We start from the raw sequence: 24,072 nt of genomic DNA on the forward strand, positions 1-24,072 counted from the left end.
TCAGGCCGCGGCCGCCGCGGAGTCCAAACTGCTGCGCGACGGTGTCGCGGCCGCACCCGCCGAGGACCTCGTGGATCTGATCGAGGACCTCAGTGAGCAGATGCGCAACGCCGCCGCCGAGCTGAAGTTCGAGCTGGCCGGGCGGCTGCGGGACGAGATCGCGGACCTCAAGAAGGAACTGCGGCGCATGAAGGACGCCGGCCACGCGTGAGCCGATCGCACCTCTTACGGCGAGTTGTTAGTCAGGTAAACTTCCCGAGTTACCCAGCCCGTTCCCGGGCTGTTGCATACGTCGTTCTCGCCTAAGGGGTGCTCGTGGAGGTTTCCGGTCTGCAATGGGGGGTCACCATCGCGGTGATCGTGGGGTTGCTCGCGTACGACTTCATCTTCCACGCGCGCAAACCGCACGAACCCAGCATCAAGGAAGCGGCGCTGTGGACCAGCCTGTATGTGTCCCTGGCCCTGATCTTCGGCCTGCTGATCCTGTTCTGGGACGGCCCGGGCTTCGCGGCGCAGTACTACGCGGGCTTCGTGACCGAGCAGGCCCTGTCCGTGGACAATCTGTTCGTGTTCTTGATCATCATGGCGTCCTTCAAGGTGCCCCGGGCGGACCAGCAAAAGGTGCTCCTGTTCGGCATCGTGGTGGCTCTGATCGCCCGCACGGTGTTCATCTTCATCGGCGCGGCCGCGATCAACCGGTGGTCCGCGCTGTTCTACGTGTTCGGTCTGTTCCTGCTCTACACCGCGGGCAACCTGGTCAAGGGTGAGGTCACGGACAAGGACGAGGGAGACGAGGCCAACAACGTGATGGTTCGTCTGGCCAAGCGCTTCCTCAAGACCACGGACGAGTACGACGGCGACAGGCTGTTCACCGAGGTCGACGGCAAGCGCGTGATGACCCCCATGCTGCTGGTCATGGTGGCCATCGGGCTCACGGACATCATGTTCGCCCTGGACTCCATTCCCGCGATCTTCGGTCTCACCCAGGAGACCTACATCGTGTTCACGGCCACCGCGTTCTCCCTCATGGGTCTGCGTCAGCTGTACTTCCTGATCGACGGTCTGCTGGACCGGTTGATCTACCTCTCGTGGGGTCTCGCGATCATCCTGGGCTTCATCGGCGTGAAGCTCATCCTGCACGCCCTGCACGAGAACACCCTGCCGTTCATCAACGACGGCGAGCCCGTGCACGTGGTCGAGGTGACCACCGGGTTCTCACTGGCCGTGATCCTGGGGGTGTTGATCGTGACCGTGCTCGCATCGCTGTTCAGCCCCAAGGGCCGCGCGGTGCGCATCGTCAACGGCGCGCGCGACTGGGCCGAACGCTACCTGGACCTACCCGAGGACGCGCCCCGGGACGAGCGGGTCAAGGCCGCGGAGAAGATGACCAAGTACCGGGAACTGCTGCCCACCGTGAAGGAGAAGTACCGGGACGAGCTCATCGAGTCCGAGGCCCGCTACCACGACCTGCTCGAACGGGCCCACGGATTGCGTCAGCACCGGCTCGCCCGGACCGAGAACCGCTGAGTTCGCGTCTCGCCCGAGGGCCCGTCCAGGGCCCGCCACCGTGGCCCGCTCACGGATCCGCCACGAGGCCCCGCCGGTGCACCGGTGGGGCCTCGCCCGTCACCGCGTGCCTCCACGCCGGGAAACCGGTACACTCTTGCCTGATCAAGGGAGTATCCCATCACTTCCGTGCACGTCAGTACGTCGGGCGCCGTCGCCGGGCCGGGCACGGACCACGCCGCACCCCGTCCTCCGCGTGAGGGCCGGCGCGTGGGGGAGAGACTTGTGCGGTACACCTCACCCACAAGGAGACCCTCCGTGGAGATCACATCCTTCCAATGGGGCATCACGATCGCCCTGATCGTGGGCCTGCTGGCCTACGACTTCATCTTCCACGTGCGTAAGGCGCACGAACCGTCGATCAAGGAAGCGGCCATCTGGTCCGCGGCGTACGTGGGCATCGCGTTGCTGTTCGGCTTCGTGATCCTGTGGCTGGACGGCCCCACGCTCATGGCCGAGTACTACGGCGGCTACGTCACGGAGAAGGCGTTGTCGGTGGACAACCTCTTCGTGTTCCTGATCATCATCGGCTCGTTCGCGGTGCCCCGGGCGGACCAGCAGAAGGTGCTGCTGTTCGGCATCATCTTCGCGTTGATCGCCCGCACGGTGTTCATCTTCATCGGCGCGGCCGCGATCAACACCTTCGCGTGGGTCTTCTACCTCTTCGGCCTGATCCTGATCTTCACCGCGGGCAACCTGATCAAGGGCGAGGTCACGGACGACAAGTCGGACGAGGCCAACAACATCGTGGTGCGCCTGGCCAAGAAGGTCTTCCACACCACGGACTACTACGACGGCGACAAGCTGTTCACGAGGCACAACGGCAAGCGCGCGCTGACCCCCATGCTGCTCGTGATGGTCGCGATCGGTGGCACGGACATCCTCTTTGCCCTGGACTCGATCCCCGCGATCTTCGGCCTCACGCAGGAGCCGTACATCGTGTTCACGGCCACCGCGTTCTCCCTCATGGGTCTGCGCCAGTTGTACTTCCTGATCGACGGTCTGCTGGACCGGTTGATCTACCTCTCGTGGGGCCTGTCCATCATCCTCGCGTTCATCGGTGTGAAGCTCATCCTGCACGCGCTGCACGAGAACACCCTGCCGTTCATCAACGACGGCGAGCACGTGGCCGTCGCCGAAATTGGGATCGGCACGTCCCTCACGGTGATTATCTCCGTGCTCGTGCTCACCGTCCTCATCTCGCTGTACAGCCCCAAGGGCCGCGCGCTGCGCACCATCCAGAAGACGCAGGACCTCACCGAGAAGTACCTGGCTCTCCCGCAGGACGCGGACGCCGAGGAGCGTCACAAGATCGCCAGGGAGCTCGCGCGGCTGCAGAAGCGTTTCCCGCGGATCTCGGAGAAGCACAAGAACGAGCTGATCGATTCCCGCGCTCGGTTCCGTAAGATGCTCGAGACCGCCCGGGGTCAGCACCGCGAGTTCGAAGAGACCGGCCGGGTGCAGACCCCCTCCCCGGACTTCGCCGAGGAGAGCCACCGCGACGACACCGCCTCCCCGGCCGCCCCGGGGGCCGACACGGGCAAGGCCGCTCCGGCGGGTGAAGCGGCCGCGGACGCCACACCGGGTGCGGGGACCGCCCGCGGCGACTCCTCGGGCGGGGGCTCGACCGCGGCGCGGTAGCCATCCAGCTGCCCGAGGCGTACGACGACGCCGCTCGAACCGGTCTGCGGGGCCCGTTCCCTATCCTGGGAACGGGCCCCGCGCCGTCGTGCACCACAGCGCAGCACCGGCGAACAACTCGGCCCATAGCAGGGAGACGAGGGTGCCGATGATGAACTGTTCGCGCTGCTGGGCGTTGGTGAACTCGCCGTAGCGGGCCAGGCCCTTGATCGCCACGACCACGCCGATCCCGGCGACCATGCCCGTGAGCAGCGAGACGATGGCGCCGGCGCGTTCCAGCGCACCGATGACGAGACCTCCGCGCAGCGGCGGGTCCACGGGTTCCGCCGTGGCCTCGGAGTCGTCCCACGGGCTCTTCGCCGGACGCGGGCGTTCGTGGGAGACGTCCGCGAAGCGGAAGACCCCGCGCACCACAGGGTCGCCGGACAGGGCCCCGGCGATCAGCAGCGCGGGATAGGCCCATTCCCGGGGCACGGTCCCCGCGAGCACGGTCCAGATCGCGGTGGTCAGCACCAGGGCTGCGGGGAGGACCGCGGTGGTGAGCGGGCGCAGGAAGCTCACGCGTCACCGCCCGAGGTGGTGTCGCCGCTCGAGGCGACATCCTCCGGCGAGGAGGCGTTCTTCGAGGAGATGGCGTCCTGCGCTGAGGGGGCCGCGGCGTCCGGAGCGTGGCCGGAGGGGGAGTGCTCGTCCGCGAGTCGGAACAACGCCTCGAGGGTCTCGTGGACCGTGTGTTCCTCGTGCCACAGCGCTGCGCTGAGCCGCCGGGACACCGAGGACTGGGTGATCCCGAGCCCCTCGGCGATCTCCTGTTGCGTGAGCCCCCGGTCGGCGAGTTCCGTGGCCTGCGCCCCGGCCTCGGAACGCCGGGCCCGCACGGCGCACACCAGATCCACCACGCTGCCCGCGCGCCGCGCCCACTCGTTGCCGGCCACGACCGGACGGCCGCGCTCCTTCGCGGCGTTCACGGCATCCCGCGCGGCCACGAAGGCCTCGCCCGTAGCTTCGCGCACGGACGACGGCAGGGGGTCGTCCACCGCGCCGATGCCCACGCCCACGTGCCAGTGCCCGGCGTCGGCGAGCGCGAGGACCGCGCGGACGATCGCGGCGGCGTCGTCGTAGAGCGCCTGCAGCTCATCGCCCGCGCTGATCTCCCAATCGAGGACCGGGCGGGGGAGTTCCTCCTGCAGAGCCGTGCGCTGCCGTCGCATGTGCAGCTCGGCGGCGCGGCCGCGGGAATCGCGGCGGTCGATCGTCAGGGCGAACACGAACTCCTCCTCACCCTATGCATCCTAAAGTGCATATTATCCGATGATGCGTCTCCACATGCATGACTTCCGGGATGACCGGTGCTCAGCGTCTCGTGTCGGTGATGGGACCCACGTTGTCCACGAGGACCACGGGGAAGCCGTCCTCGTCCGACGCCGCGAGGTCGACGCGCGCGTTGATACCCCAGTCGTGGTGCCCGTCCGGATCGTCGAAGACCTGCGTGACGGTCCAGAACCCGGTCATTCCCTCCGGGTCCTCGGTGATGCGGATCAGGGACGGCCCGCGGGACTGGGCGTCCGTGTAGATGTCCTCGTACTCGTCGAAGTACGTGTCCATCGCGTCCGCCCAGCGGTCGCGGTCCCACCCGGTCCTCTCGTCCAGGGCCCCGAGCACCTTGTCCTTCTCCTGCGCGAACAGTTCCACGCGCTGGAACAAGGCATTGCGCACCATCACGCGGAACGCACGGGGGTTCGCGGTGACGCCCTCCGGCTGTTCGGCCACGAGTTCCTTGAGGGAGTCCGCGCCCGTGCCCATGGGGGATTCCTCCCCGGAGGCCAGCTTCTCCCATTCGTCCAGCAGGGAGTTGTCGGTCTGGCGGATGCTCTCCCCGAGCCATTCCACCAGGTCGGTGAGCGACTCGGTCGTGGCGTCCACCGGGACCGTCTGGCGCAGGGCCTTGTACGCGTCCGAGAGGTAGCGCAGCAGGATGCCCTCGGAGCGGGCGAGACCGTAGAACTGCACGTAGTCCCCGAACGTCATGGCGCGCTCGTACATGTCCCGCACCACGGACTTGGGGGAAAGCTCGAACTGTGCGACCCACGGGGCGGAGGTTCGGTAGGTCTCGAACGACTGCTCGAGCAGTTCCCGCAACGGCTGGGGGTACGTGATTTCGTCCAACTCGCGCATGCGTTCCATGTACTCGAGGCCGTCGGCCTTCATGGTCGCGAGCGCCTCGCCCTTGACCTTCTTCTCCTGCAGGTTCAGCACCTGGCGCGGTTTCTCCAGCGTGGCCTCGATGACCGAGACGACGTCGAGCGCGTACGTCTCCGACTCCGGGTCCAGCAGGGTGAGCGCGGCCAGCGCGAACGGGGACAGCGGCTGGTTCAGCGCGAAGTTCTCCTGCAGCTCGACCGTGAGCCGGTAGCGGCGCCCGGTCTCGTCCGGCTCAGACAGGCGTACGACGACGCCCGCGCGCAGCAGTTCCTTGAGGATCGCGAGCGCCTGGCGCAGCAGCAGGCGTTGGCGCGGCCGTGGTTCGTCCACGCTCGTGAGCAAGCGGTACCCGGCGCCGATGTTGTCCCCCGGCCGCTGCAGCATGTTCAGGACCATGGAGTGGGTGATCGCGAAGGAGGACGTGAGCTGTTCGGGCTGGGCGGCCACGAGCGACTCGAACGTCTTGCGGCTCCAGGACACGAAGCCCTCCGGCGGTTTCTTCTTGGGCACCTGACGCAGTTTCTTCTGATCGTCCCCGTGCTTGGCCCGGGCCTTGGCCATGGCGCGTTCGTTCTCGATGACGTGCTCGGGGGCCTGGACCACCACGGTCCCCGCGGTGTCGTAGCCGGCGCGGCCCGCGCGGCCCGCGATCTGGTGGAACTCGCGGGCGCTGAGCCGGCGGGTGCGGCGACCGTCGAACTTGGACAGCGCCGTGATCAGCACGGTGCGGATGGGCACGTTGATCCCCACGCCTAGGGTGTCCGTCCCGCAGATCACCTTGAGCAGCCCGGTCTGGGCGAGCTGCTCCACGAGGCGGCGGTACTTGGGCAGCATGCCCGCGTGGTGCACCCCGATCCCGTGCCGCACGAGCCGGTTGAGCGTCTTGCCGAAGCCCGCGGAGAAGCGGAAGTCCTTGATCAGCTCCGCCACGCGCTGCTTCTCGTCCTTGCTGAGGACGTCCACGGACATCAGGTTCTGGGCCTGTTCCGCGGCCTGCAGCTGCGAGAAGTGCACCACGTACACCGGGGCCTGGTGGGTGCTGAGCAGTTCCTCGAGTTCCTCGTGGACGGGGCGCTCGGAGTAGTAGTGGTGCAGGGGGATGGGGCGTTCCGCGGAGGAGACGAGCGCGGTGGAACGGCCCGTGGTCTCGTTCAGGCGGTTCTCGATGCGGGTGACGTCCCCGAGGGTCGCGCTCATGAGCAGGAACTGCGCCTGGGGCAGTTCGATGAGCGGCACCTGCCACGCCCAGCCGCGCTGGGGATCGGAGTAGAAGTGGAACTCGTCCATGATCACCACGCCGAGGTCCGCGTCCGCACCCTCACGCAGGGCCACGTTCGCGAGGATCTCCGCGGTGCAGCACACGATCGGGGCGTTCTGGTTGACCGCGGAATCACCCGTGACCATGCCTACGTTCTCGGCGCCGAAGATCTCGCACAGGTCGAAGAACTTCTCGGACACCAGGGCCTTGATGGGCGCGGTGTAGTACGAGCGAGCCCCGCGAGCGAGCCCCGCGAAGTGCGCGGCCACGGCCACGGTGGACTTACCCGACCCCGTGGGGGTCGCGAGGATCACGTTGGACCCGTTGGCGACCTCCAGCACGGCTTCGTTCTGGGCGGGGTACAGCTCCATGTCCCGTGAGGCGATCCAGCCGAGGAACCCCTCGTAGATCTCGTCCTCGCTCAGGGGGTTGGACGCGAAATCACCGCGCAGGTACCGGTGCCCGGGGGCGGAGAGATCGGGGGCCAGGGAATCGAGGAGTTTCATCCCCGTCAGCCTATCGGCCCCCGCGGACACGCATACGGGCGTGTCCTGTGGGGGTGCGCGGGCGACGTCGTCCCCTCACCGCGGTACCGCGGGGCCGGTCGGCCAAGGGCGGCCCCGGAGGGAACGAGGCCCGGCGGCACGGGAACGACGTCGCGACGTCGTCAGATGTTCGCGCGCCGCGCCGCGGCCGAATCCGCCCGGCGGCACAGCAGCGCGAAGACCGCGCCGGAGAGGTTGTGCCACACCGAGAACACCGCGCCGGGCAGGGCCGCGAGCGGGGACATGTACTGCGCCGCGAGACCCGCGGCGAGTCCGGAGTTCTGCATGCCGACCTCCACCGCGGTGGTCCGGCGCACGGGGGCCGGCTGTCCGGTTACCCGGCCGACCGCGTATCCCAGCAAATACCCGAGCACGTTGTGGATCGCGACGGCGGCGAGCACGAGCAGTCCCGCCTGGATGATCTTGTCCGCCGAGCCAGAGACCACGACCGCCACGATCACGGCGATGCCGAGTACCGACACCCACGGCAGCACGGGTAGCAAACGCTCGACCACGCGGGGTAGCGTGAGGCGCACCACGAGTCCCGCGAGCACGGGCAGTAGGACGATCAGGGCGATCGACTTGGCCATGGCGGCGCCGTCGAGCGGCATATACGCGCCCGCGAGCCACAGCGTGAGGAACGGGGTGAGCAGCGGGGCGAGCAGCGTGGAGATGGACGTCATGGTCACGGACACGGCCACGTCACCGCGGGCCAAGTAGGACACCACGTTGGAGGACGTGCCGCCCGGGGCGCAGCCCACGAGGATCACGCCGGCCGCGATCTCCGGGGGCAGTCGCAGCAGCCAGGTCACGAGCAGCGCGATGGTCGGCATGAGGACGTACTGGGCCAACACACCCACGACGATCGGGACCGGGCGCTTGGCCACGAGCGCGAAGTCCACGGGACGCAGAGTGAGTCCCATCCCGAACATCACGAGACCCAGCAGGGGATTCGTCCAGCCCGCGGCCTGGTGCACCGTGGGGGCGAACACGTATCCGACCACCCCGCCCGCGAGCACCAACAGGGGGAAGGCCAAGACGGCGACGTACGCGGCCCGGTCCGCCGTGTTACGCGCCGGGGCCGCGGCCCCGGACGAGGCGGCGCTCACCAGCCGCGTTCTTTCCACTCCTGCAGGTGCGGGCGTTCGGCGCCCAGGGTCGTGGGGTCGCCGTGGCCCGGGTGGATCACGGTGTCGTCCGGGAACTCGTCGAAGATCCGCTCGGTGACGTCCTGGTAGAGCTGCTGGAAGTCCTCGGGGGAGTTCGTCTTGCCGAGACCGCCGGGGAAGAGGGAGTCACCCGAGAAGATGTGGGCGGGCCCGGACGGGTCCCGGTACACCACCGCGATGGAGCCTGGGGTGTGCCCGCGCAGCTCGAGGATGTCCAGCTCGAAACCGTCGAGCTCGGCGGTGTCCCCGTTCTCGAACGTGAGGTCCATGGGCACCGAGATGTCGTTCTCGTCCGCGGCACCGCACGCCGTCATGGCCTCCGAGTGCAAGGCCACGGACTCCAGCGCGCGCACGTGGTCCCAGTGAGAGTGGGTCGTGATGATCAACTGCAGGTTCCCCCAGTCGGAGCAGTCCCCGGACCCGGCGGCCACGAGACCGGCGATGGCGCGGGCGTCGTCCGCGGCGTCGATGAGCACCTGCGTGCCGTGCTCCTTGGAGGTGAGGAGGTACACGTTGTTGTCCATCTCGCTCACCGAAATGCGGCGGATGGTGATGTCGGCGAGTTCCGTGATCTCGGTCTGGGTAGCGATCATGCCCACGATTCTAGGCCGCCGAGTCATGCCGGGCTAATACGCACCCGCGCGCGGGGAGGTGCGTGTAATGCAGACGACACGCCCGGTGATGGACTACCGGAGCGTCAAGATATATAGTTGCGCGAAGCAAATAAATAAGCTGGCGGCGTCCGAGCGCCGCGTGCTCGCCCGACTGAACGGCGTCGACCGCCGAGTCCTGCGAACCCAGCGGATCGCCCGGGTGGACAGCAATGAACTCATGACCGCCCGCACCGGGTGCGGACCGCGCGCTACGGACCCGGCACCCGAGGAACGGGGGAGTGGATGGGCGTGTCACACGCGACCGCCGAGGAACTCGTGCGCGACTTGTTCGAGCTGCAACGCGTGACCCGCAAGGTGCTCAAGGCAGCGGCGCTGCACCGGGAACTGTCCATGGTGCACACCAACATCCTGAGCTATCTCGCGTGCGTGCCCGGACGCCGGGCAAAGGACATCGTGGCCGAGTCCGGCCTCGGGGCTTCAGGGATGAGCCGACACCTGAGCGCCCTCGAACACCTCGGGTACGTGACCCGCACACGGGATCTCGAGGACGGACGCGCGCAGATCGTGGAGATCACCGCCGAGGGTCGCAAGGCCCTTGAGGCGAACCTGCGCGCGGACGCCGAGACCCTCGTCGCCCGTCTGGGCGACCTGGGCGAGGACGAGGCAGAACGCACACGCGTGGACCTCAACCGGCTCACCGAACTCTTCCTGACATCACTGGGCATGTCCCGGGTCACGGCGGCCACGATCGCGCCGGAGCCCGGGGCGCAGCCCGGATCCCCGCACCCCACGGCGTCCGGTGACCCCGGTCGCGGAAAGGAGAACAGCCCGTGACGGCAGCCCAGGACACGCGCGGTAAGGCGCGTACTACGCGAACGAGCGACCAGGAGCATCGGGACGTCCTGCGGGCGTTGACCGGCATCCTGGCCGCGTTCTTCATGGCCATGGTCACCCTGACCATCATCGGCACGGCACTGCCCGTCATCATGGCGGACCTGGGCGGAGACCAGACGGCACTGTCCTGGACGGTCACGGGCACCCTGTTGGCCAACGCCGTCACGACCCCCATGTGGGGCAAGCTCGCGGACCTTTTCGACAAGAAAAAGCTGCTGCTCATGGCCATCGCGATCTTCGTGATCGGTTCCGCCGCCGCGGGTCTCGCGGGATCCATCACCATGCTCGTGGTGGCGCGCGTGATCCAGGGCGTGGGCATGGGCGGCCTGATGGCGCTGGCCCAGACGATCCTGGGCACGATCATCCCGCCGCGCGAGCGCGGCCGGTACGCCGGGTACATGGGCGCGGTCATGGCCGTGGCCACGTCGGTGGGCCCGCTCCTGGGCGGGCTCATCGTGGACGCGTTCGGGTGGCGCTGGTGCTTCCTGATCCCCGTGCCGCTGTCGATCCTCGCGGCCGTGCTGATCGTGCGCACGCTGCACCTGCCCGAGACCACGCGTGAGACGGCGCCCACAGTGGACTTCCTGGGTATGGTCCTGCTCGCGGTGGCCACGTCCTCCCTGCTGTTGTGGGTGTCCTTCGCGGGCAAGCTCTTCGACTGGGGTTCGTGGGAGTCCATCCTGCTGATCGTGGTGGGCGTGCTCAGCACCTTGGCGTTCATCCTGGTGGAGCGGCGCGCGAGCGAACCGACCATGCCCCTGCACGTGGTCACCGAGCGCACCACCGTGCTCGCGATCATCGCGGCGATCGCCACGGGTGGCGCCATGTTCGCGTCCACGACGTACCTGGGTCAGTACTTCCAGCTGGGCCAGGGCTACACACCCACCGAATCCGGGCTGCTCATGCTCCCGCAGGTCGTGGGATCGTTCCTGGGCTCCATGGTCGCAGGCCAGCTCATCACGCGTTTCGGCCGGTGGAAGCGGGTGTTGATCGCGGGCGCGGTAATCCTCGTGATCGGTCTGTTCCTGGCGTCCCAGCTGACCCACGCGACGCCCGCGTGGCTCGTGGGCATCTTCATCTGCCTCGTGGGTCTGGGCGTGGGCACGCTGAACCAGAACCTCGTGCTCGCCGTGCAGAATACCGTGGGCCTGAAGGACATGGGCTCCGCGTCCTCCGCGGTCGCATTCTTCCGCACCGTGGGTGGCGCCGTGGCGGTGTCTCTGTTCGGGGCGCTGCTCACGCGTCACCTCTCGAGCGAGATGTCCCAGTTTGCCGCGGACCACGGTCTGGATGCCCACCAAACGCCCGACGCCGCGTCGATCGACCTCGCGGGGCTGCCCCCGGCAGTGCTGGAGGCCATTCGTGAGGCGTACGGCACCGGGACCGGGTTGCTCTTCCTCGTGGCCGGGATCGCATCGCTGGTGACCCTGGTGTGCGTGCTGCTCATGAAGGAGGTGCCGCTGCGCACCACGGTGGACGTCGCGGAGGTGGACCCGGAGACGGGTGAGATCACCATGGTGACCAAGCGCGTCAACCCCGTGGAAGCGGCCGGGCTGCGCATGCAGCACGCGGAGACCGGTGAACTGCCCGTGGTCGATCCCAAGGCCTCCGGGCTGCGGCGCTCCCACGGCGAGCGCGCCGAGGAGACGGTGCGTTCGGCCCGCGGGGCCCACGCCGCGCCGGTCGAGCCCGACTCCGCGGGGACCGCGCACCCGCATCCCCACCCTCGGCACCGGGCCGAGTAGGGTGCCCCGCTGCCGAATGAGTTGTCCACTCGCAGGGGACACGACGGACGACGGCGCAGAGCGCGATCCGGCCGGGAGGTCGCATTGCGCGCTGCGCTGATTCGTCCCTGGACCCGCTCGTCGTGTCGGTGGCTGGTAATAGAGTGACTGCCGTGTCTGAGCAAACCCGCCGAACCCCCAGTGACCGTTCGTCGAGCTCCGTGCTCGCGGAACGAATGGCCCACGACCGTGCCCCGCGCACCCGCGCCTCCGGTGTCTCGGACCTGACCGAGATCGTGGTGCAGGGTGCCCGCGAGCACAACCTCAAGAACGTGGATCTGACCATCCCCCGCGATTCCATGGTCGTGTTCACGGGGTTGTCCGGGTCCGGGAAGTCCTCCCTGGCCTTCGACACCATCTTCGCCGAGGGTCAGCGCCGCTACGTGGAGTCGCTGTCCTCCTACGCCCGGATGTTCCTGGGCCGAGTGGACAAGCCGGACGTGGACTTCATCGAGGGGCTGTCCCCGGCGGTGTCCATCGACCAGAAGTCCACCTCGCGCAACCCGCGCTCCACGGTGGGCACGATCACCGAGATCTACGACTACATGCGTCTGCTGTGGGCGCGGATCGGCCACCCGCACTGCCCGGTGTGCGGTGAGCCCATCACCAAGCAGACGCCCCAGCAGATCGTGGACCAGCTGCTCGAGCTGCCCGAGCGCACCAGGTTCATGGTCCTCGCCCCCGTGGTCAAGGGCCGCAAGGGCGAGTTCCAGGACCTGTTCCAGCAGCTGAGCACCCAGGGATACGCGCGCGCCGTCGTGGACGGCGAGACCGTTCAGCTCGAGAACGCGCCCAAGCTCAAGAAGCAGTACAAGCACACGATCGACGTGGTCGTGGACCGCCTCACGGCCAAGCCGGACGCCCGGCAGCGGCTCACCGACTCGGTCGAGACCGCCCTGAACCTCGCGGACGGACGCGTGGTCATCGAGCTCGTGACCCGTGAGGGCGAGCAGTCCCCGTGGCACGAGACCCGCCGCACGTTTTCCGAGAACCTCGCGTGCCCCAACGAGCACGAGCTGCAGACGGACGAGATCGAGCCGCGCTCGTTCTCGTTCAACGCCCCGTTCGGCGCGTGCCCCGAGTGCGACGGCATCGGTTCGCGCCTCGAGGTGGACGAGGACCTCGTGGTTCCCAACCCGGACCTGTCCCTCGTGGAAGGTGCCATCGCGCCGTGGTCCCTGGGCAAAGCCACGAGTGACTACTGGAACCGCTTGCTCGCCGGACTCGGGGAGGAGGCCGGATTCGACCTCGTGACCCCGTGGAAGGACCTGCCGGCCAAGGCACGCAAGGCCATCCTGCACGGCAAGGACTACAAGGTCACCGTGGCCTACCGCAACCGGTGGGGCCGCGAGCGCCGGTATACGCAGGGCTTCGAGGGCGTGTTCGGCTATATCAAGCGCAAGCACGAGGAGACCGAGTCCGATCACGCCAAGGACCGCTACGAGCAGTACATGCGCCAGGTGGCGTGCCCCGAGTGCGGGGGAGCGCGGCTGAACCCCACGATCCTGGGGGTCACCGTGGGCGGGAAGAACATCGCCGAGGCCACCCGCCTGCCCATGCGCGATTCCCTCGCGTTCTTCCAGCAGCTGGACCTTGACACCCGCGAGGCCAGGATCGGTGACCAGGTGCTCAAGGAGATCATCGCGCGCCTGACGTTCCTGATCGACGTCGGGTTGGACTACCTCAACCTGGAGCGGGCCGCGGCCACGCTGTCCGGCGGGGAGGCACAACGCATCCGGCTCGCCACCCAGATCGGTGCGGGGCTCGTGGGCGTGCTCTACGTCCTGGACGAGCCGTCCATCGGGCTGCACCAGCGCGACAACCGTCGACTCATCGACACCCTGCTGCGCTTGCGGGACATGGGCAACACCCTCATCGTGGTCGAGCACGACGAGGACACCATGCGCGAGGCCGACTGGATCGTGGACGTGGGCCCGGGCGCGGGCGTGCACGGTGGGGACGTGGTCCACTCCGGGACCTACGACCAGCTGCTCGAGAACCGCCGATCCATCACGGCCGACTACCTCACCGGCCGCAAGCTGATCGAAGTCCCCACGACGCGGCGTCCCGTGGACAAGAAGCGGCAGCTCACGGTCGTGGGTGCGCGGGAGAACAACCTGCAGAACCTCACGGTGGACTTCCCGCTCGGGGTCTTCGTGGCCGTCACGGGCGTCTCCGGTTCGGGGAAGTCCACGCTCGTCAACGACATCCTTTACACGAGCCTGGCCAATCAGCTCAACGGCGCCAAGCAGGTGCCCGGTCGGCACAGGCGCATCGACGGTTTGGAGCACTTGGACAAGGTCGTGCACGTGGACCAGAGCCCCATCGGGCGCACCCCGCGCTCCAACCCGGCCACGTACACGGGCGTGTTCGACCGGATCCGCAAGCTGTTTGCGGAGACCCAAGAGGCCAAGGTCCGCGGCTACCAGCAAGGCCGGTTCTCGTTCAACGTCAAGGGCGGGCGCTGCGAGGCATGCTCGGGTGACGGGACGCTGAAGATCGAAATGAACTTCCTGCCGGACGTCTACGTCCCGTGCGAGGTGTGCAAGGGCGCGCGCTACAACCGCGAGACCCTCGAGGTGCACTACAAGGGCAAGAACATCGCGGAGGTCCTGGACATGCCCATCGAGGAGGCGGCGGAGTTCTTCGCGCCGTTCACCGCGATCGCGCGCTACCTCACCACGCTCGTGGAGGTGGGCCTCGGGTACGTGCGGCTGGGTCAGCCCGCCACCACGCTCTCCGGCGGTGAGGCTCAGCGCGTCAAGCTCGCCGCGGAACTGCAGAAGCGTTCCAACGGGCGCACGATCTACGTCCTGGACGAGCCCACCACGGGTCTGCACTTCGAGGACATCCGCAAGCTGCTCATGGTGCTGCAGAGCCTGGTCGACAAGGGCAACAGCGTCATGACCATCGAGCACAACCTGGACGTCGTGAAGTCGGCGGACTGGATCGTGGACCTGGGCCCCAACGGGGGATCCGGCGGTGGCACGGTCGTGGCACAGGGCACCCCGGAGCAGGTCGCTCGCAACAAGGACAGCTTCACGGGGCAGTTCGTACGCGAGGTGCTCGAGCACTCCGCCGCCAGGGAGGCCGCCCACCGCAGCGACGCGGACGGCACTGCGAGTTCCGGCGAGGCCGCGCGCCCGGGGGACGCTGCGGACCCGGGCAACACCGCGGACGGCGCGGATGCCCAGGGAGACGCGGAACCGGCCGACGGGACGCAGGAGAACCGGCAGCGCGCCGAGTCCGCGGTGGGGGACCGGGCATGAGCGTCCAGAGCCCCATCGTCCTGTGGGACCTGGACGGCACGGTCCTGGATCCCGCCGGGGCCATCACGGACGGGATCGCCGGCGCCCTGCGCTCGTGCGGTTTCGCCGTGCCCGAGAACCTCGGGCGCTTCGTGGGACCGCCGATCGGGGAGTCCCTGCGCCGGTTCACGGACGTCCCCGAGGACCGGATCGCGGAGGTCGCCGCGGTGTACCGCGCCGGGTACCTCGCGGAGGGCCTGGACCGCTCGCGCGTCTATCCGGGTGTCCGCGAGGTGCTGGGGTCGCTGCGCGAGCGCGGCGTGCGTCAGGCCGTGGCCACCCAGAAGCCCGAACACATCGCCGTGGAGGTCGTGTCGCGTTTCGGGCTGGACGAGTACTTCGAGACCGTGAGCGGCGCCGCGGACGATCTCGCGCAACCGAGCGGGTCCGGGCGGCTGCACGACAAGCCCGCGATCATCGGGGAGGCGCTGCGGCGCATGGGTGCGCTGCCCCCGGACCCCGCACGCACCGTGATGATCGGGGACCGCAGCTACGACGCCGACGGTGCCCGCAGCCACGGCATCGACTGTCTGGGCGCAGGATGGGGCTTCGCGCAACTCGGGGAACTGCGGGACGTGTGTGCCGCTGTCGCTCGTGAGCCCGGGGATTTGGCACACTTGCTCCAGCAATACACGGACCGGTAGGGGAGCGAGCAGTGATCACGAAATACGACCTGACCAAGGCCTCGGTGGCGCGCGCCCTGAGGCTGCTGTGTCGTCCCGTGATCACGGGTCTGGAGAACCTCCCGCAGGACGGCCCCGTGATCATCGCGTCCAACCACCTGTCCTTCCTGGACTCGGTCATCATCTCCGCGTTCATGCCCCGCCGGGTCAAGTTCATCGCCAAGGCGGAGTACGTCAACAGCCCCGGGATCAAGGGCAAGCTCATGCGCGAGGCCTTCGAGTTCATCGACATCATCCCCGTGACCCGCGGTCAGCAGAGCGAGTCCGTGGCGGCCCTGGATCCCGCCGTGGAACACCTCAAGCAGGGCAATGTGTTCGGGATCTACCCGGAGGGCACGCGCTCCCGGGACGGTTACCTGTACCGCGGGCACTCCGGCGTGGCCTACCTGGCCTACGTCACGGGCGCCCCGGTGGTGCCCGTGGGGCTGATCGGCACCCAGCGGTTGCAACCGCCCGGGGCTACCATGATCCGCCCCGCCAAGTTCGAGATGCACGTGGGGGAGCCCATCCCCACACCGGAGTCCCACGGGCATCAGACGGGCAAGCTGCGCAAGACCCACGTGGAGCAGATCATGACCACGATCGCGGGACTATCCGGGCAACCGCGCAAGGACGTGTACAACGTGTCCCCGTCCGTGCAGAGGGACGCCGGGCGTGGCTGACCCGGCGAGCTACAGACCGGCCCGACAGGACATCCCGACCAATCCGGGGGTCTACCGGTTCCGGGACGAACACGGCCGTGTGATCTACGTGGGCAAGGCCAAGAACCTGCGCAACCGGCTCTCGTCCTACTTCGCGCCCCTGCACCAGCTCGCGCCCAAGACCCGCACCATGGTCACCACGGCCGCGGCGGTGCAGTGGACCGTGGTGGGCTCGGAGTTCGAGTCCCTGCAGCTCGAGTACACGTGGATCAAAGAGTTCGCGCCCCGGTTCAACATCGCCTACCGGGACGACAAGTCCTATCCGTACCTGGCGGTCACGATGTCCGAGGACGTCCCGCGGGCCATGGTCACACGCGGGGAGAAGAAACCGGGCAACCGCTACTTCGGCCCCTATTCCCAGGCGTGGGCCATCCGGGACACCCTGGACGCCCTGTTGCGGGTCTTCCCCGTGCGCACGTGCACCAAGGGTGTGTTCCAGCGCGCCGAGCGCAGTGGCCGGCCGTGCCTGCTGGGTTACATCGACAAGTGCTCGGCGCCGTGCGTGGGGGAGATCTCCCGCGAGGACCACCGCCGGCTCGCCGACGACCTGTGCCGCTTCATGGCCGGGCACGCCAAGCCGTACATCCGGGAGCTCACGCGGCAAATGAACGAGGCCGCCGAGCGTATGGACTTCGAGACCGCTGCGGCACGCCGCGACGACGTCGGCGCGCTCGAACGGGCTTTCGAGCGCAACACGGTGGTGCTCGCGGACACCACGGACGCGGACTTCTTCGCGATTGCCGAGGACGAGCTCGAGGCCGCGGTCCAGGTGTTCTACGTGCGTGGTGGCCGGATCCGGGGTCAGCGCGGGTGGGTCACCGAGAAGGTCGAGGACGTCACGACCGCCCAGCTCATGACCCACCTGTTGCAACAGGTCTACGGCGAGGCGCAATCGGAACTGGCCCCCGCGCCGTCGGCCCGCAGGAAACAGACCGCAGGCGGGAGCACGGACGTGGTCGCCAAGCACCGCCGCACGTCCGAGCTCGCGTACCGCCAGGACACGATCCCGCGCACGGTGTACGTGTCCGCGGAACCGGACGAGGCGGACGAGCTGCGCAACTGGCTCAGTGAGCTGCGCGGTTCCCAGGTGGCCATCCAACGGCCCCAGCGCGGTGACAAGGCGCAGCTGCTCGAGACCGTCGCGGAGAACGCGCGCCAGGCGCTGGCCCTGCACAAGTCTCGCCGCGCGGGGGACCTGACCACGCGCTCGGCGTCCCTGCAGCAGTTGCAGGAGGCCCTGGACCTCCCGGACGCCCTCATGCGCATCGAGTGCTACGACATCTCCCACGTCCAGGGCACCAATGTGGTCGCGTCCATGGTCGTGTTCGAGGACGGTCTGCCGCGCAAGTCGGAGTACCGCAAGTTCTCGATCACTGGCGACGCCGCACGGGACGACACCGCGTCCATGTACGACGTCATCCACCGCCGGTTCTCCCGCCACCTCGAACAGCAGCGCCGGGCCGCGGAGAAGGGCGTGCACAGCGGGGAGGTGGCCCCGGACGCCGACGACGCGCCCGCGCGCGCCTTCGCGTATCCCCCCAATCTCGTGATCGTGGACGGCGGCCCGCCCCAGGTCGCGGCGGCCCAGCGCGCCCTGGACGACCTCGGCGTGGACGACGTCCACGTGGTGGGTCTGGCCAAGCGGCTCGAGGAGGTGTGGGTGCCCGACGACGAGTTCCCGGTCATCCTGCCCCGCGCCTCGGAAGGGTTGTTCCTCATGCAGCGCGTGCGCGACGAGGCCCACCGTTTCGCGATCACGTTCCACCGGCAGAAGCGCTCCAAAGCCATGACGGTCTCCGCGCTCGACGACGTGCCTGGGCTGGGCCCGGCCAAGCAGAAGGCCCTGCTCAAGCACTTCGGCTCGGTCAAGAAACTGCGCGCCGCCACCGCGGAGGAGATCCTCGAGGTCAAGGGCTTCGGGCCCGCGTTGGCCACCAAGGTCGCGCAGACCCTCGGGGGCGGCACCGAGGCCCGGGAGCCGGCTGTGGATACCGAGACGGGCGAACTGCTCGACTGAAACTGGTCTACCCTGGAAACGAACCCTGCAGTCGGAAGATCAGGCGGTCCGTGACCACATGAGCAGCCCACCCCCGGAAGCCACGCCCTCCACCCTGGAACCGGTTAAGCCCCCCACGGCGGAGTTGCTGATCGTGACCGGGATGTCCGGGGCGGGTCGCTCCACGGCGGCCAACGCGCTCGAGGACCTGGGGTGGTATGTCGTGGACAACCTGCCCCCGCAGATGCTCGGGACGCTGGCGGACCTCGTGTCGCGGACCCCGCAGACCCTGCCCAAGCTCGCCGTGGTGATCGACGTGCGTGGCAAGGCACTGTTCAACGACATGCGTGAGACCCTCGCCGCGCTCGAACGCTCGGGCGTGGAGTTCTCGGTGCTGTTCCTCGAGGCCTCGGACGAGGTGCTCGTCTCGCGCTACGAGCTCCAGCGCCGCCCCCACCCCCTGCAGGCGGGCGGCCGGATCCTGGACGGGATCCGCGCCGAGCGCGAGCTGTTGCGCGATCTGCGCGAGACCGCCGACTCCGTGCTGGACACCTCGTCCTTCAACGTGCACGCGCTGACCAAGGCCGTCGCGGACATGTTCTCCACGAGCGGTCCGGTGGTGCTGCGGCTCACGGTCATGAGCTTCGGGTTCAAGTACGGCGTGCCCGCGGACGCGAACTTCCTCGCGGACGTGCGTTTCATCCCCAATCCCCACTGGGTCCCCGCGTTGCGCCCGCGCACGGGCAAGGACCCCGAGGTACGGGACTACGTCTTCGGCCACCACGGCACGCCGACCTTCGTGGACCGCTTCGTGGCCATGCTCGAACCGGTGTTCGCCGGCTACCGCACCGAGAACAAGCACTACGCGAGCATCGCCATCGGGTGCACGGGAGGCAAGCACCGTTCCGTGGCGATCACCGAGGAGGTCGCGCGGCGGCTCAGCAAGTCCCCCCGCGTGACCGTCAACATCCAGCACCGGGACCTGGGCCGAGAGTAGTCCCGCCCCCAGAAATTACGGATTCCATGACTAACTTTCCTACGACGGGTGCGTTGCCCCGGTTGCCGCTGAGCAGCCGACGCGACGTGGACCCCTACCACTCGTTGGACGCCTCCGCGCGCGCGTCCCTGACGGATGCTGATTCCGTGGTCGCCCTGGGTGGCGGTCACGGGTTGTCCGCGAGCCTGTCCGCCCTGCGTCTGTTGGCGCCGGCCCTCACAGCCGTGGTCACGGTCGCGGACGACGGCGGATCGTCCGGTCGACTGCGCAACGACCTGGGCGTCCTGCCGCCCGGCGATCTGCGGATGGCGCTGGCGGCGCTGTGCGACGACTCCCAATGGGGTCGCACGTGGAGCGACGTGATGCAGCACCGGTTCAGCATCAAGACCCACCCGGACGAGGGTCTGGACAACCACGCCCTGGGGAACCTGCTGATCGTAACGTTGTGGGAGCTGCTCGGCGACCCCGTGGAGGGACTGCGCTGGGCCGGTGCGCTGCTGGGTGCGCGCGGCCAGGTGCTACCCATGAGTTGCCTCCCGCTCGTGATCGAGGGGGATGTCTCGCCCGGGAGCAATCCCACGCAGGAGTGCCCCCCGGAGAAGATTACGCGCACCGTCACGGGCCAGTCACGGCTCGCCAAGGAGGCGGACGTGTGCAACGTGCGCCTGTCCCCGGCGGACGCCCCCGCGTGCCCGGAGGCCGTCACCGCGATCGAGGAGGCCGCGTGGGTCGTGCTCGGTCCCGGGTCGTGGCACACCTCCGTACTGCCGCACCTGATGCTGTCCGAACTGCGGGACGCGATCTGCCGGTCCCCGGCCAAGCGTCTCGTCACGCTGAACCTCTCCCGGGATTCCGAGACCCTCAGCATGGGATCGGGGGACCAGCTGCGCGTGCTCAAGCGCTACGCCCCGGACCTGCGCCTGGACGTGGTGCTCGCGGACCCGTCCGCCGCGGAGTCCCCCAAGGACGTCGAGGCGGCGGCCGCCCAGCTCGGCGCCGTCGTGCACTGGGACTCGCTGCGGGACACGAGCGGCAGTTCGGTGCACAACCCCTTCAAACTGGCCGCGGCCTACCAGCAGATCATGAACGCGCAGCGCTGAGCGGGAGCCCCCGCCGCGCAGCACACGTACTCGGCAAGGAGATCGAGAACCATGGCATTGACCGCTTCGGTCAAGGAAGAACTCTCGCACCTGCAGGTGCGCAAGTCTGCGGTGCGCGCGGCGGAGCTCTCGGCGCTATTGCGCTTCGCGGGCGGGCTGCACATCGTGGGCGGGCGGATCGTGGTGCAGGCGGAGCTGGACACCGAATCGGTCGCGCGCCGCGCGGCACGCGCCGTGGGGGAGGTCTTCGGCCACGAGTGCGAGCTCGGGGTGATCAGCGGCGGTGGTCTGCGCCGGGACCGTACGTGGGTCGTGCGGGTTGCCCGCGACGGTGAGGCGCTGGCCCGGCGCACCGGGTTGCTGGACGCCCACGGTCGTCCCGTGCGCGGTCTGCCGCCCACCGTAGTCAACGGCAGCGTCGAGGAGTCCGCCGCCGTGATCCGAGGTGCCTTCCTGGCCCACGGTTCGCTCACCGAACCGGGGCGGGCCGCGGCGATGGAATTCACGTGCCCCGGTCCCGAGGCAGCGCTCGCGCTCGTGGGTTCCGCGCGTCGGCTGGACGTGCTCGCCAAGGCGCGGCAGGTGCGCGGGGCGGACCGCGTCGTCGTGCGCGACGGGGACACGATCGCCACGCTGCTCACGCGCCTGGGCGCGCACCGCGCGCTGCTGCAGTGGGAGGACCGCCGGATGCGCAAGGAGGTCCGCGCCACGGCCAACCGGCTCGCGAACTTCGACGACGCCAACCTGCGCCGCTCCGCGCAGGCCGCGGTCACGGCGGGGGCCAAGGTCGAGCGTGCCCTGGACCTGCTCGGGGACGACGCCCCGGAGCATCTGCGGGCCGCCGGCCGGCTCCGGGTCGCCAACAAGCAGGCGAGCCTGGACGAGCTGGGTCGGTTGTCGGACCCGCCCCTGACCAAGGACGCGATCGCCGGGCGGATCCGCCGACTGCTCGCCATGGCGGACCGCCGTGCCGAGGAACTGGGTGTGGCCACGACCGCCGAGTTCGCCGCGCACGCTGGGTCGGAACAGCGCCGCGCATAGTAGCACCCGCGGGCAACACGCCGGTGCTGTGGGTTTTTGTGGGGTTTACGGGGGAGTCGCCTGAATGTGCGTCGAGCCCCTGTCGAACCGCGTGAGTTCTCGGTAGAATAGGACCGGAAGACCCGGCGGGCCTCGGACGACGTCGAGAACAGAGTGTGGGAGTTCTACCGTTTGGTTTGGATCCCACATCTCGACGGACCGGTACCCGCCAACCCCCGACAGACAGAGGAGATCGCAGTGACAGTCAAGGTTGGCATCAACGGTTTCGGACGGATCGGACGCTGCTTCGCGCGGGCCCTGTACACCGAGCACGGCCACGACATCGAGTTGGTCGCGGTGAACGACCTCACGGATCCGGAGACCTTGAAGCACCTGTTCGAGTTCGACTCCGTCATGGGCCGGCTCGGCGCGGACGTCACCCTGGACGGTGACATGATGACCGTGAACGGCCACCAGGTGAAGTTCCTGGCCGAGGCCGATCCCTCCAAGCTGCCCTGGGGCGAGCTCGGCGTGGACATTGTGATCGAGTGCACGGGCAGGTTCACGACCGGCCCCAAGATGCAGGCGCACCTGGACGCCGGTGCCAAGAAGGTCGTGCTCTCCGCACCGGGCAAGGAAGTGGACGGCACGTTCGTCTACGGCGTGAACCACGAATCCTACGACTCGGCCAGCATGAACCTGGTCTCCGCCGCGTCCTGCACCACCAACTGCCTCGCGCCGCTGGCCAAGGTCATCAACGACGAGTTCGGCATCGAGCGCGGTCTCATGACCACGATCCACGCCTACACGGGTGACCAGCGCCTGCACGACGCCCCGCACAAGGACCTGCGCCGCGCCCGCGCCGCCGCGCTGAGCATGATCCCCACGACCACCGGTGCCGCCGCCGCCGTGGGCCTCGTGCTGCCCGAGCTCAAGGGCAAGCTGGACGGCTTCGCCGTGCGCGTCCCGGTTCCCACCGGCTCGCTCGTGGACCTCACCGTGGACGTGGAGAAGGACGTCACGGTCGAGTCCGTGAACGCCACGATCAAGCAGGCCGCCGAGGGCCCCTTCAAGGGCATCATCGAGTACTCCGAGGAAGCGCTCGTCTCCAAGGACATCGAGGGCTACGACGTCTCCACCGTGTTCGACGCGCCCCTGACCAAGGTCATCGACAACCAGGTCAAGGTCATCGCGTGGTACGACAACGAGTGGGGCTACACCCTGCGTCTCGTGGACTTCGTCTCCTACGTAGCGGATAAGCTCTGAGTCAGACCGCTCAGTGGCGCCGGTGCCCGCGGGTACCGGCGCCATTGTCATCAGTACGGCATCACCACAGGAAGGGATGACGGATATGGCCAAGTCACTGGACGATCTCATGGCGGAGGGGGTCGCGGGTCGCCGCGTGCTCGTGCGCTCGGACCTCAACGTTCCGCTTGACGGTTCCACCGTGACCGACGACGGTCGCGTGCGCGCGTCCTTACCGGTGCTCACCAAGCTCGCCGATGCCGGCGCACGCCTGATCGTCATGGCGCACCTCGGGCGCCCCAAGGGCACCGTGGATCCCAAGTACTCGATCGAGCCGGCCGCCGCGCGCCTGGCCGAGCTCGCGGACGCGGACGTCGTCGTCGCCTCGGACGTAGTGGGTCAGGACGCCCACGAGAAGGCCGAGGCTTTGCAGGACGGACAGATCCTCGTGCTCGAGAACGTGCGCTTCGACCCGCGCGAGACGTCCAAGGACGACGCCGAGCGGGAGGAGTTCGCGGCCGAGCTCGCGTCCCTGACGGGGGAGAACGGTGCGTACGTGGATGACGCCTTCGGGGCCGTGCACCGCAAGCACGCCTCCGTGTACGACATCGCGCGCGCGCTGCCCGGTTACCTGGGTGACCTGGTCAAGACCGAGGTGGACGTCCTGCGCAAGGTTATCTCCGATCCCGAGCGCCCTTTCGTGGTGGTCATGGGTGGGTCCAAGGTCTCCGACAAGCTGGCCGTGATCGACAACCTGATCGGTAAGGCGGACTCGCTGCTCATCGGCGGCGGCATGGTCTTCACGTTCCTCGCGGCCCAGGGTCACGCGGTGGGTTCGTCCCTGCTCGAGAAGGACCAGATCGACACCGTCAAGGGTTACCTCGACCGCGCCGCCGAGGCGGGCACCGAGATCGTGCTGCCCGTGGACGTTGTGTACGCCTCCGAGTTCTCCAAGGACGCCGAGCACGAGGTCCGCCCGGTCTCGGACATCGAGGGTGGGAAGATCGGTGACTCCGGCCTGGGCCTGGACATCGGCCCCGAGTCCGCCGAACTGTTCGCGCGCACGATCGCCGAAGCGAAGACCGTGTTCTGGAACGGCCCCGTGGGCGTGTTCGAGATGCCGGCGTTCGCCAACGGCACCAAGACCGTGGCGCAGGCCCTCGTGGACTCCGACGCCATGAGCGTGATCGGCGGCGGCGACTCCGCCTCCGCCGTGCGCAACCTGGGATACCGGGACGACCAGTTCGGCCACATCTCCACGGGGGGTGGCGCGTCGCTCGAGTACATCGAGGGTAAGGAACTGCCGGGCCTCGTGGCGCTGGGCGCCTGAGCCGCCACACACCGTGATG

Annotated in this window: 19 protein-coding genes; 14 read left to right on the forward strand and 5 right to left on the reverse strand. The window is 68.5% G+C overall.

Annotated elements, in window-relative coordinates:
- The 3 genes from B3I25_RS05540 to B3I25_RS05550 form a co-directional block, all read left to right on the forward strand.
- The coding region (locus B3I25_RS05540) for a UvrB/UvrC motif-containing protein (RefSeq protein ID WP_286738180.1) at nucleotides 1-211 on the forward strand (211 nt) is incomplete at its 5' end.
- A 104-nt stretch (nucleotides 212-315) separates the two neighbouring features.
- Nucleotides 316-1,527 (forward strand): TerC family protein, encoded by a 1,212-nt coding sequence (locus B3I25_RS05545; protein ID WP_286738181.1) that lies wholly within the window; start codon nucleotides 316-318, stop codon nucleotides 1,525-1,527.
- A gap of 297 nt (nucleotides 1,528-1,824) precedes the next feature.
- On the forward strand, nucleotides 1,825-3,207 hold the full coding sequence (locus B3I25_RS05550) for a TerC family protein (RefSeq protein ID WP_286738183.1): 1,383 nt from the start codon (nucleotides 1,825-1,827) through the stop codon (nucleotides 3,205-3,207).
- Nucleotides 3,208-3,267: 60 nt separating this feature from the next.
- Here B3I25_RS05550 and B3I25_RS05555 read toward each other — a convergent pair whose 3' ends face one another.
- The 5 genes from B3I25_RS05555 to B3I25_RS05575 form a co-directional block, all read right to left on the reverse strand.
- The gene (locus B3I25_RS05555; protein WP_286738186.1) at nucleotides 3,268-3,768 is read right to left on the reverse strand and encodes a hypothetical protein; all 501 of its coding nucleotides are present in this window, start codon (nucleotides 3,766-3,768) and stop codon (nucleotides 3,268-3,270) included.
- On the reverse strand, nucleotides 3,765-4,475 hold the full coding sequence (locus B3I25_RS05560) for a sigma factor-like helix-turn-helix DNA-binding protein (RefSeq protein WP_286738187.1): 711 nt from the start codon (nucleotides 4,473-4,475) through the stop codon (nucleotides 3,765-3,767). The genes B3I25_RS05555 and B3I25_RS05560 overlap by 4 nt, the downstream gene beginning before the upstream one ends.
- Nucleotides 4,476-4,560: 85 nt before the next feature.
- On the reverse strand, nucleotides 4,561-7,173 hold the full coding sequence (locus tag B3I25_RS05565) for a DEAD/DEAH box helicase (RefSeq protein ID WP_286738189.1): 2,613 nt from the start codon (nucleotides 7,171-7,173) through the stop codon (nucleotides 4,561-4,563).
- Between the two features lie 161 nt (nucleotides 7,174-7,334).
- Nucleotides 7,335-8,321 (reverse strand): bile acid:sodium symporter family protein, encoded by a 987-nt coding sequence (locus tag B3I25_RS05570; RefSeq protein ID WP_286738190.1) that lies wholly within the window; start codon nucleotides 8,319-8,321, stop codon nucleotides 7,335-7,337.
- Complete coding sequence (locus tag B3I25_RS05575; protein ID WP_349676525.1) at nucleotides 8,318-9,001, reverse strand: MBL fold metallo-hydrolase; 684 nt, start codon at nucleotides 8,999-9,001, stop codon at nucleotides 8,318-8,320. The genes B3I25_RS05570 and B3I25_RS05575 overlap by 4 nt, the downstream gene beginning before the upstream one ends.
- A 276-nt stretch (nucleotides 9,002-9,277) precedes the next feature.
- Between B3I25_RS05575 and B3I25_RS05580 the strand changes: the two genes are divergently transcribed.
- The 11 genes from B3I25_RS05580 (at nucleotide 9,278) to B3I25_RS05630 (ending at nucleotide 24,053) form a co-directional block, all read left to right on the forward strand.
- Nucleotides 9,278-9,829, forward strand: a complete 552-nt coding sequence (locus B3I25_RS05580; RefSeq protein WP_193519648.1) for a MarR family winged helix-turn-helix transcriptional regulator — start codon at nucleotides 9,278-9,280, stop codon at nucleotides 9,827-9,829.
- Nucleotides 9,826-11,634 (forward strand): MDR family MFS transporter, encoded by a 1,809-nt coding sequence (locus B3I25_RS05585; protein WP_286738193.1) that lies wholly within the window; start codon nucleotides 9,826-9,828, stop codon nucleotides 11,632-11,634. Before B3I25_RS05580 ends, B3I25_RS05585 begins: the two co-directional genes overlap by 4 nt.
- A gap of 215 nt (nucleotides 11,635-11,849) precedes the next feature.
- Nucleotides 11,850-14,942 carry an excinuclease ABC subunit UvrA gene (gene uvrA, locus B3I25_RS05590; RefSeq protein WP_286738269.1) on the forward strand — a complete coding sequence of 1,031 codons (3,093 nt, stop codon included), beginning with the start codon at nucleotides 11,850-11,852 and terminating at the stop codon, nucleotides 14,940-14,942.
- Nucleotides 14,939-15,625 (forward strand): HAD family hydrolase, encoded by a 687-nt coding sequence (locus B3I25_RS05595; protein WP_064846593.1) that lies wholly within the window; start codon nucleotides 14,939-14,941, stop codon nucleotides 15,623-15,625. Before uvrA ends, B3I25_RS05595 begins: the two co-directional genes overlap by 4 nt.
- Before the next feature lie 14 nt (nucleotides 15,626-15,639).
- The gene (locus tag B3I25_RS05600; RefSeq protein WP_064846607.1) at nucleotides 15,640-16,326 is read left to right on the forward strand and encodes a lysophospholipid acyltransferase family protein; all 687 of its coding nucleotides are present in this window, start codon (nucleotides 15,640-15,642) and stop codon (nucleotides 16,324-16,326) included.
- Complete coding sequence (uvrC, locus tag B3I25_RS05605; RefSeq protein ID WP_286738195.1) at nucleotides 16,319-18,382, forward strand: excinuclease ABC subunit UvrC; 2,064 nt, start codon at nucleotides 16,319-16,321, stop codon at nucleotides 18,380-18,382. Before B3I25_RS05600 ends, uvrC begins: the two co-directional genes overlap by 8 nt.
- A 58-nt stretch (nucleotides 18,383-18,440) precedes the next feature.
- Nucleotides 18,441-19,358: an RNase adapter RapZ gene (rapZ, locus tag B3I25_RS05610; protein WP_085107506.1), complete on the forward strand. Its 918-nt coding sequence runs from the start codon at nucleotides 18,441-18,443 to the stop codon at nucleotides 19,356-19,358.
- A 26-nt stretch (nucleotides 19,359-19,384) separates the two neighbouring features.
- A complete protein-coding gene (locus tag B3I25_RS05615) occupies nucleotides 19,385-20,458 on the forward strand; it encodes a gluconeogenesis factor YvcK family protein (RefSeq protein ID WP_286738198.1) in 1,074 nt (357 codons plus the stop codon).
- 51 nt (nucleotides 20,459-20,509) lie between these two features.
- Nucleotides 20,510-21,499, forward strand: a complete 990-nt coding sequence (gene whiA, locus B3I25_RS05620) for a DNA-binding protein WhiA (protein WP_035962064.1) — start codon at nucleotides 20,510-20,512, stop codon at nucleotides 21,497-21,499.
- A 237-nt stretch (nucleotides 21,500-21,736) separates the two neighbouring features.
- Entirely contained in the window at nucleotides 21,737-22,744 is a 1,008-nt protein-coding gene (gap, locus tag B3I25_RS05625) for a type I glyceraldehyde-3-phosphate dehydrogenase (RefSeq protein WP_286738200.1), read from the forward strand.
- 85 nt (nucleotides 22,745-22,829) lie between these two features.
- Complete coding sequence (locus B3I25_RS05630) at nucleotides 22,830-24,053, forward strand: phosphoglycerate kinase (RefSeq protein WP_206478520.1); 1,224 nt, start codon at nucleotides 22,830-22,832, stop codon at nucleotides 24,051-24,053.
- Nucleotides 24,054-24,072: the final 19 nt, after the last annotated feature.

The sequence above is a fragment of the Kocuria sp. UBA1838 genome, assembly GCF_002338785.1.
In the GTDB taxonomy this organism is placed as follows: Bacteria; Actinomycetota; Actinomycetes; order Actinomycetales; family Micrococcaceae; genus Kocuria; species Kocuria marina.

Coding starts and splice junctions, on each gene's coding strand:
- B3I25_RS05630 (WP_206478520.1), top strand. CDS start 22,830: ATGGCCAAGTCACTGGACGATCTCATGGCGGAGGGGGTCGCGGGTCGC.
- B3I25_RS05575 (WP_349676525.1), bottom strand. CDS start 9,001: ATGACTCGGCGGCCTAGAATCGTGGGCATGATCGCTACCCAGACCGAG.
- B3I25_RS05565 (WP_286738189.1), bottom strand. CDS start 7,173: ATGAAACTCCTCGATTCCCTGGCCCCCGATCTCTCCGCCCCCGGGCAC.
- B3I25_RS05580 (WP_193519648.1), top strand. CDS start 9,278: ATGGGCGTGTCACACGCGACCGCCGAGGAACTCGTGCGCGACTTGTTC.
- uvrA (WP_286738269.1), top strand. CDS start 11,850: ATGGCCCACGACCGTGCCCCGCGCACCCGCGCCTCCGGTGTCTCGGAC.
- B3I25_RS05615 (WP_286738198.1), top strand. CDS start 19,385: ATGACTAACTTTCCTACGACGGGTGCGTTGCCCCGGTTGCCGCTGAGC.
- B3I25_RS05595 (WP_064846593.1), top strand. CDS start 14,939: ATGAGCGTCCAGAGCCCCATCGTCCTGTGGGACCTGGACGGCACGGTC.
- whiA (WP_035962064.1), top strand. CDS start 20,510: ATGGCATTGACCGCTTCGGTCAAGGAAGAACTCTCGCACCTGCAGGTG.
- rapZ (WP_085107506.1), top strand. CDS start 18,441: ATGAGCAGCCCACCCCCGGAAGCCACGCCCTCCACCCTGGAACCGGTT.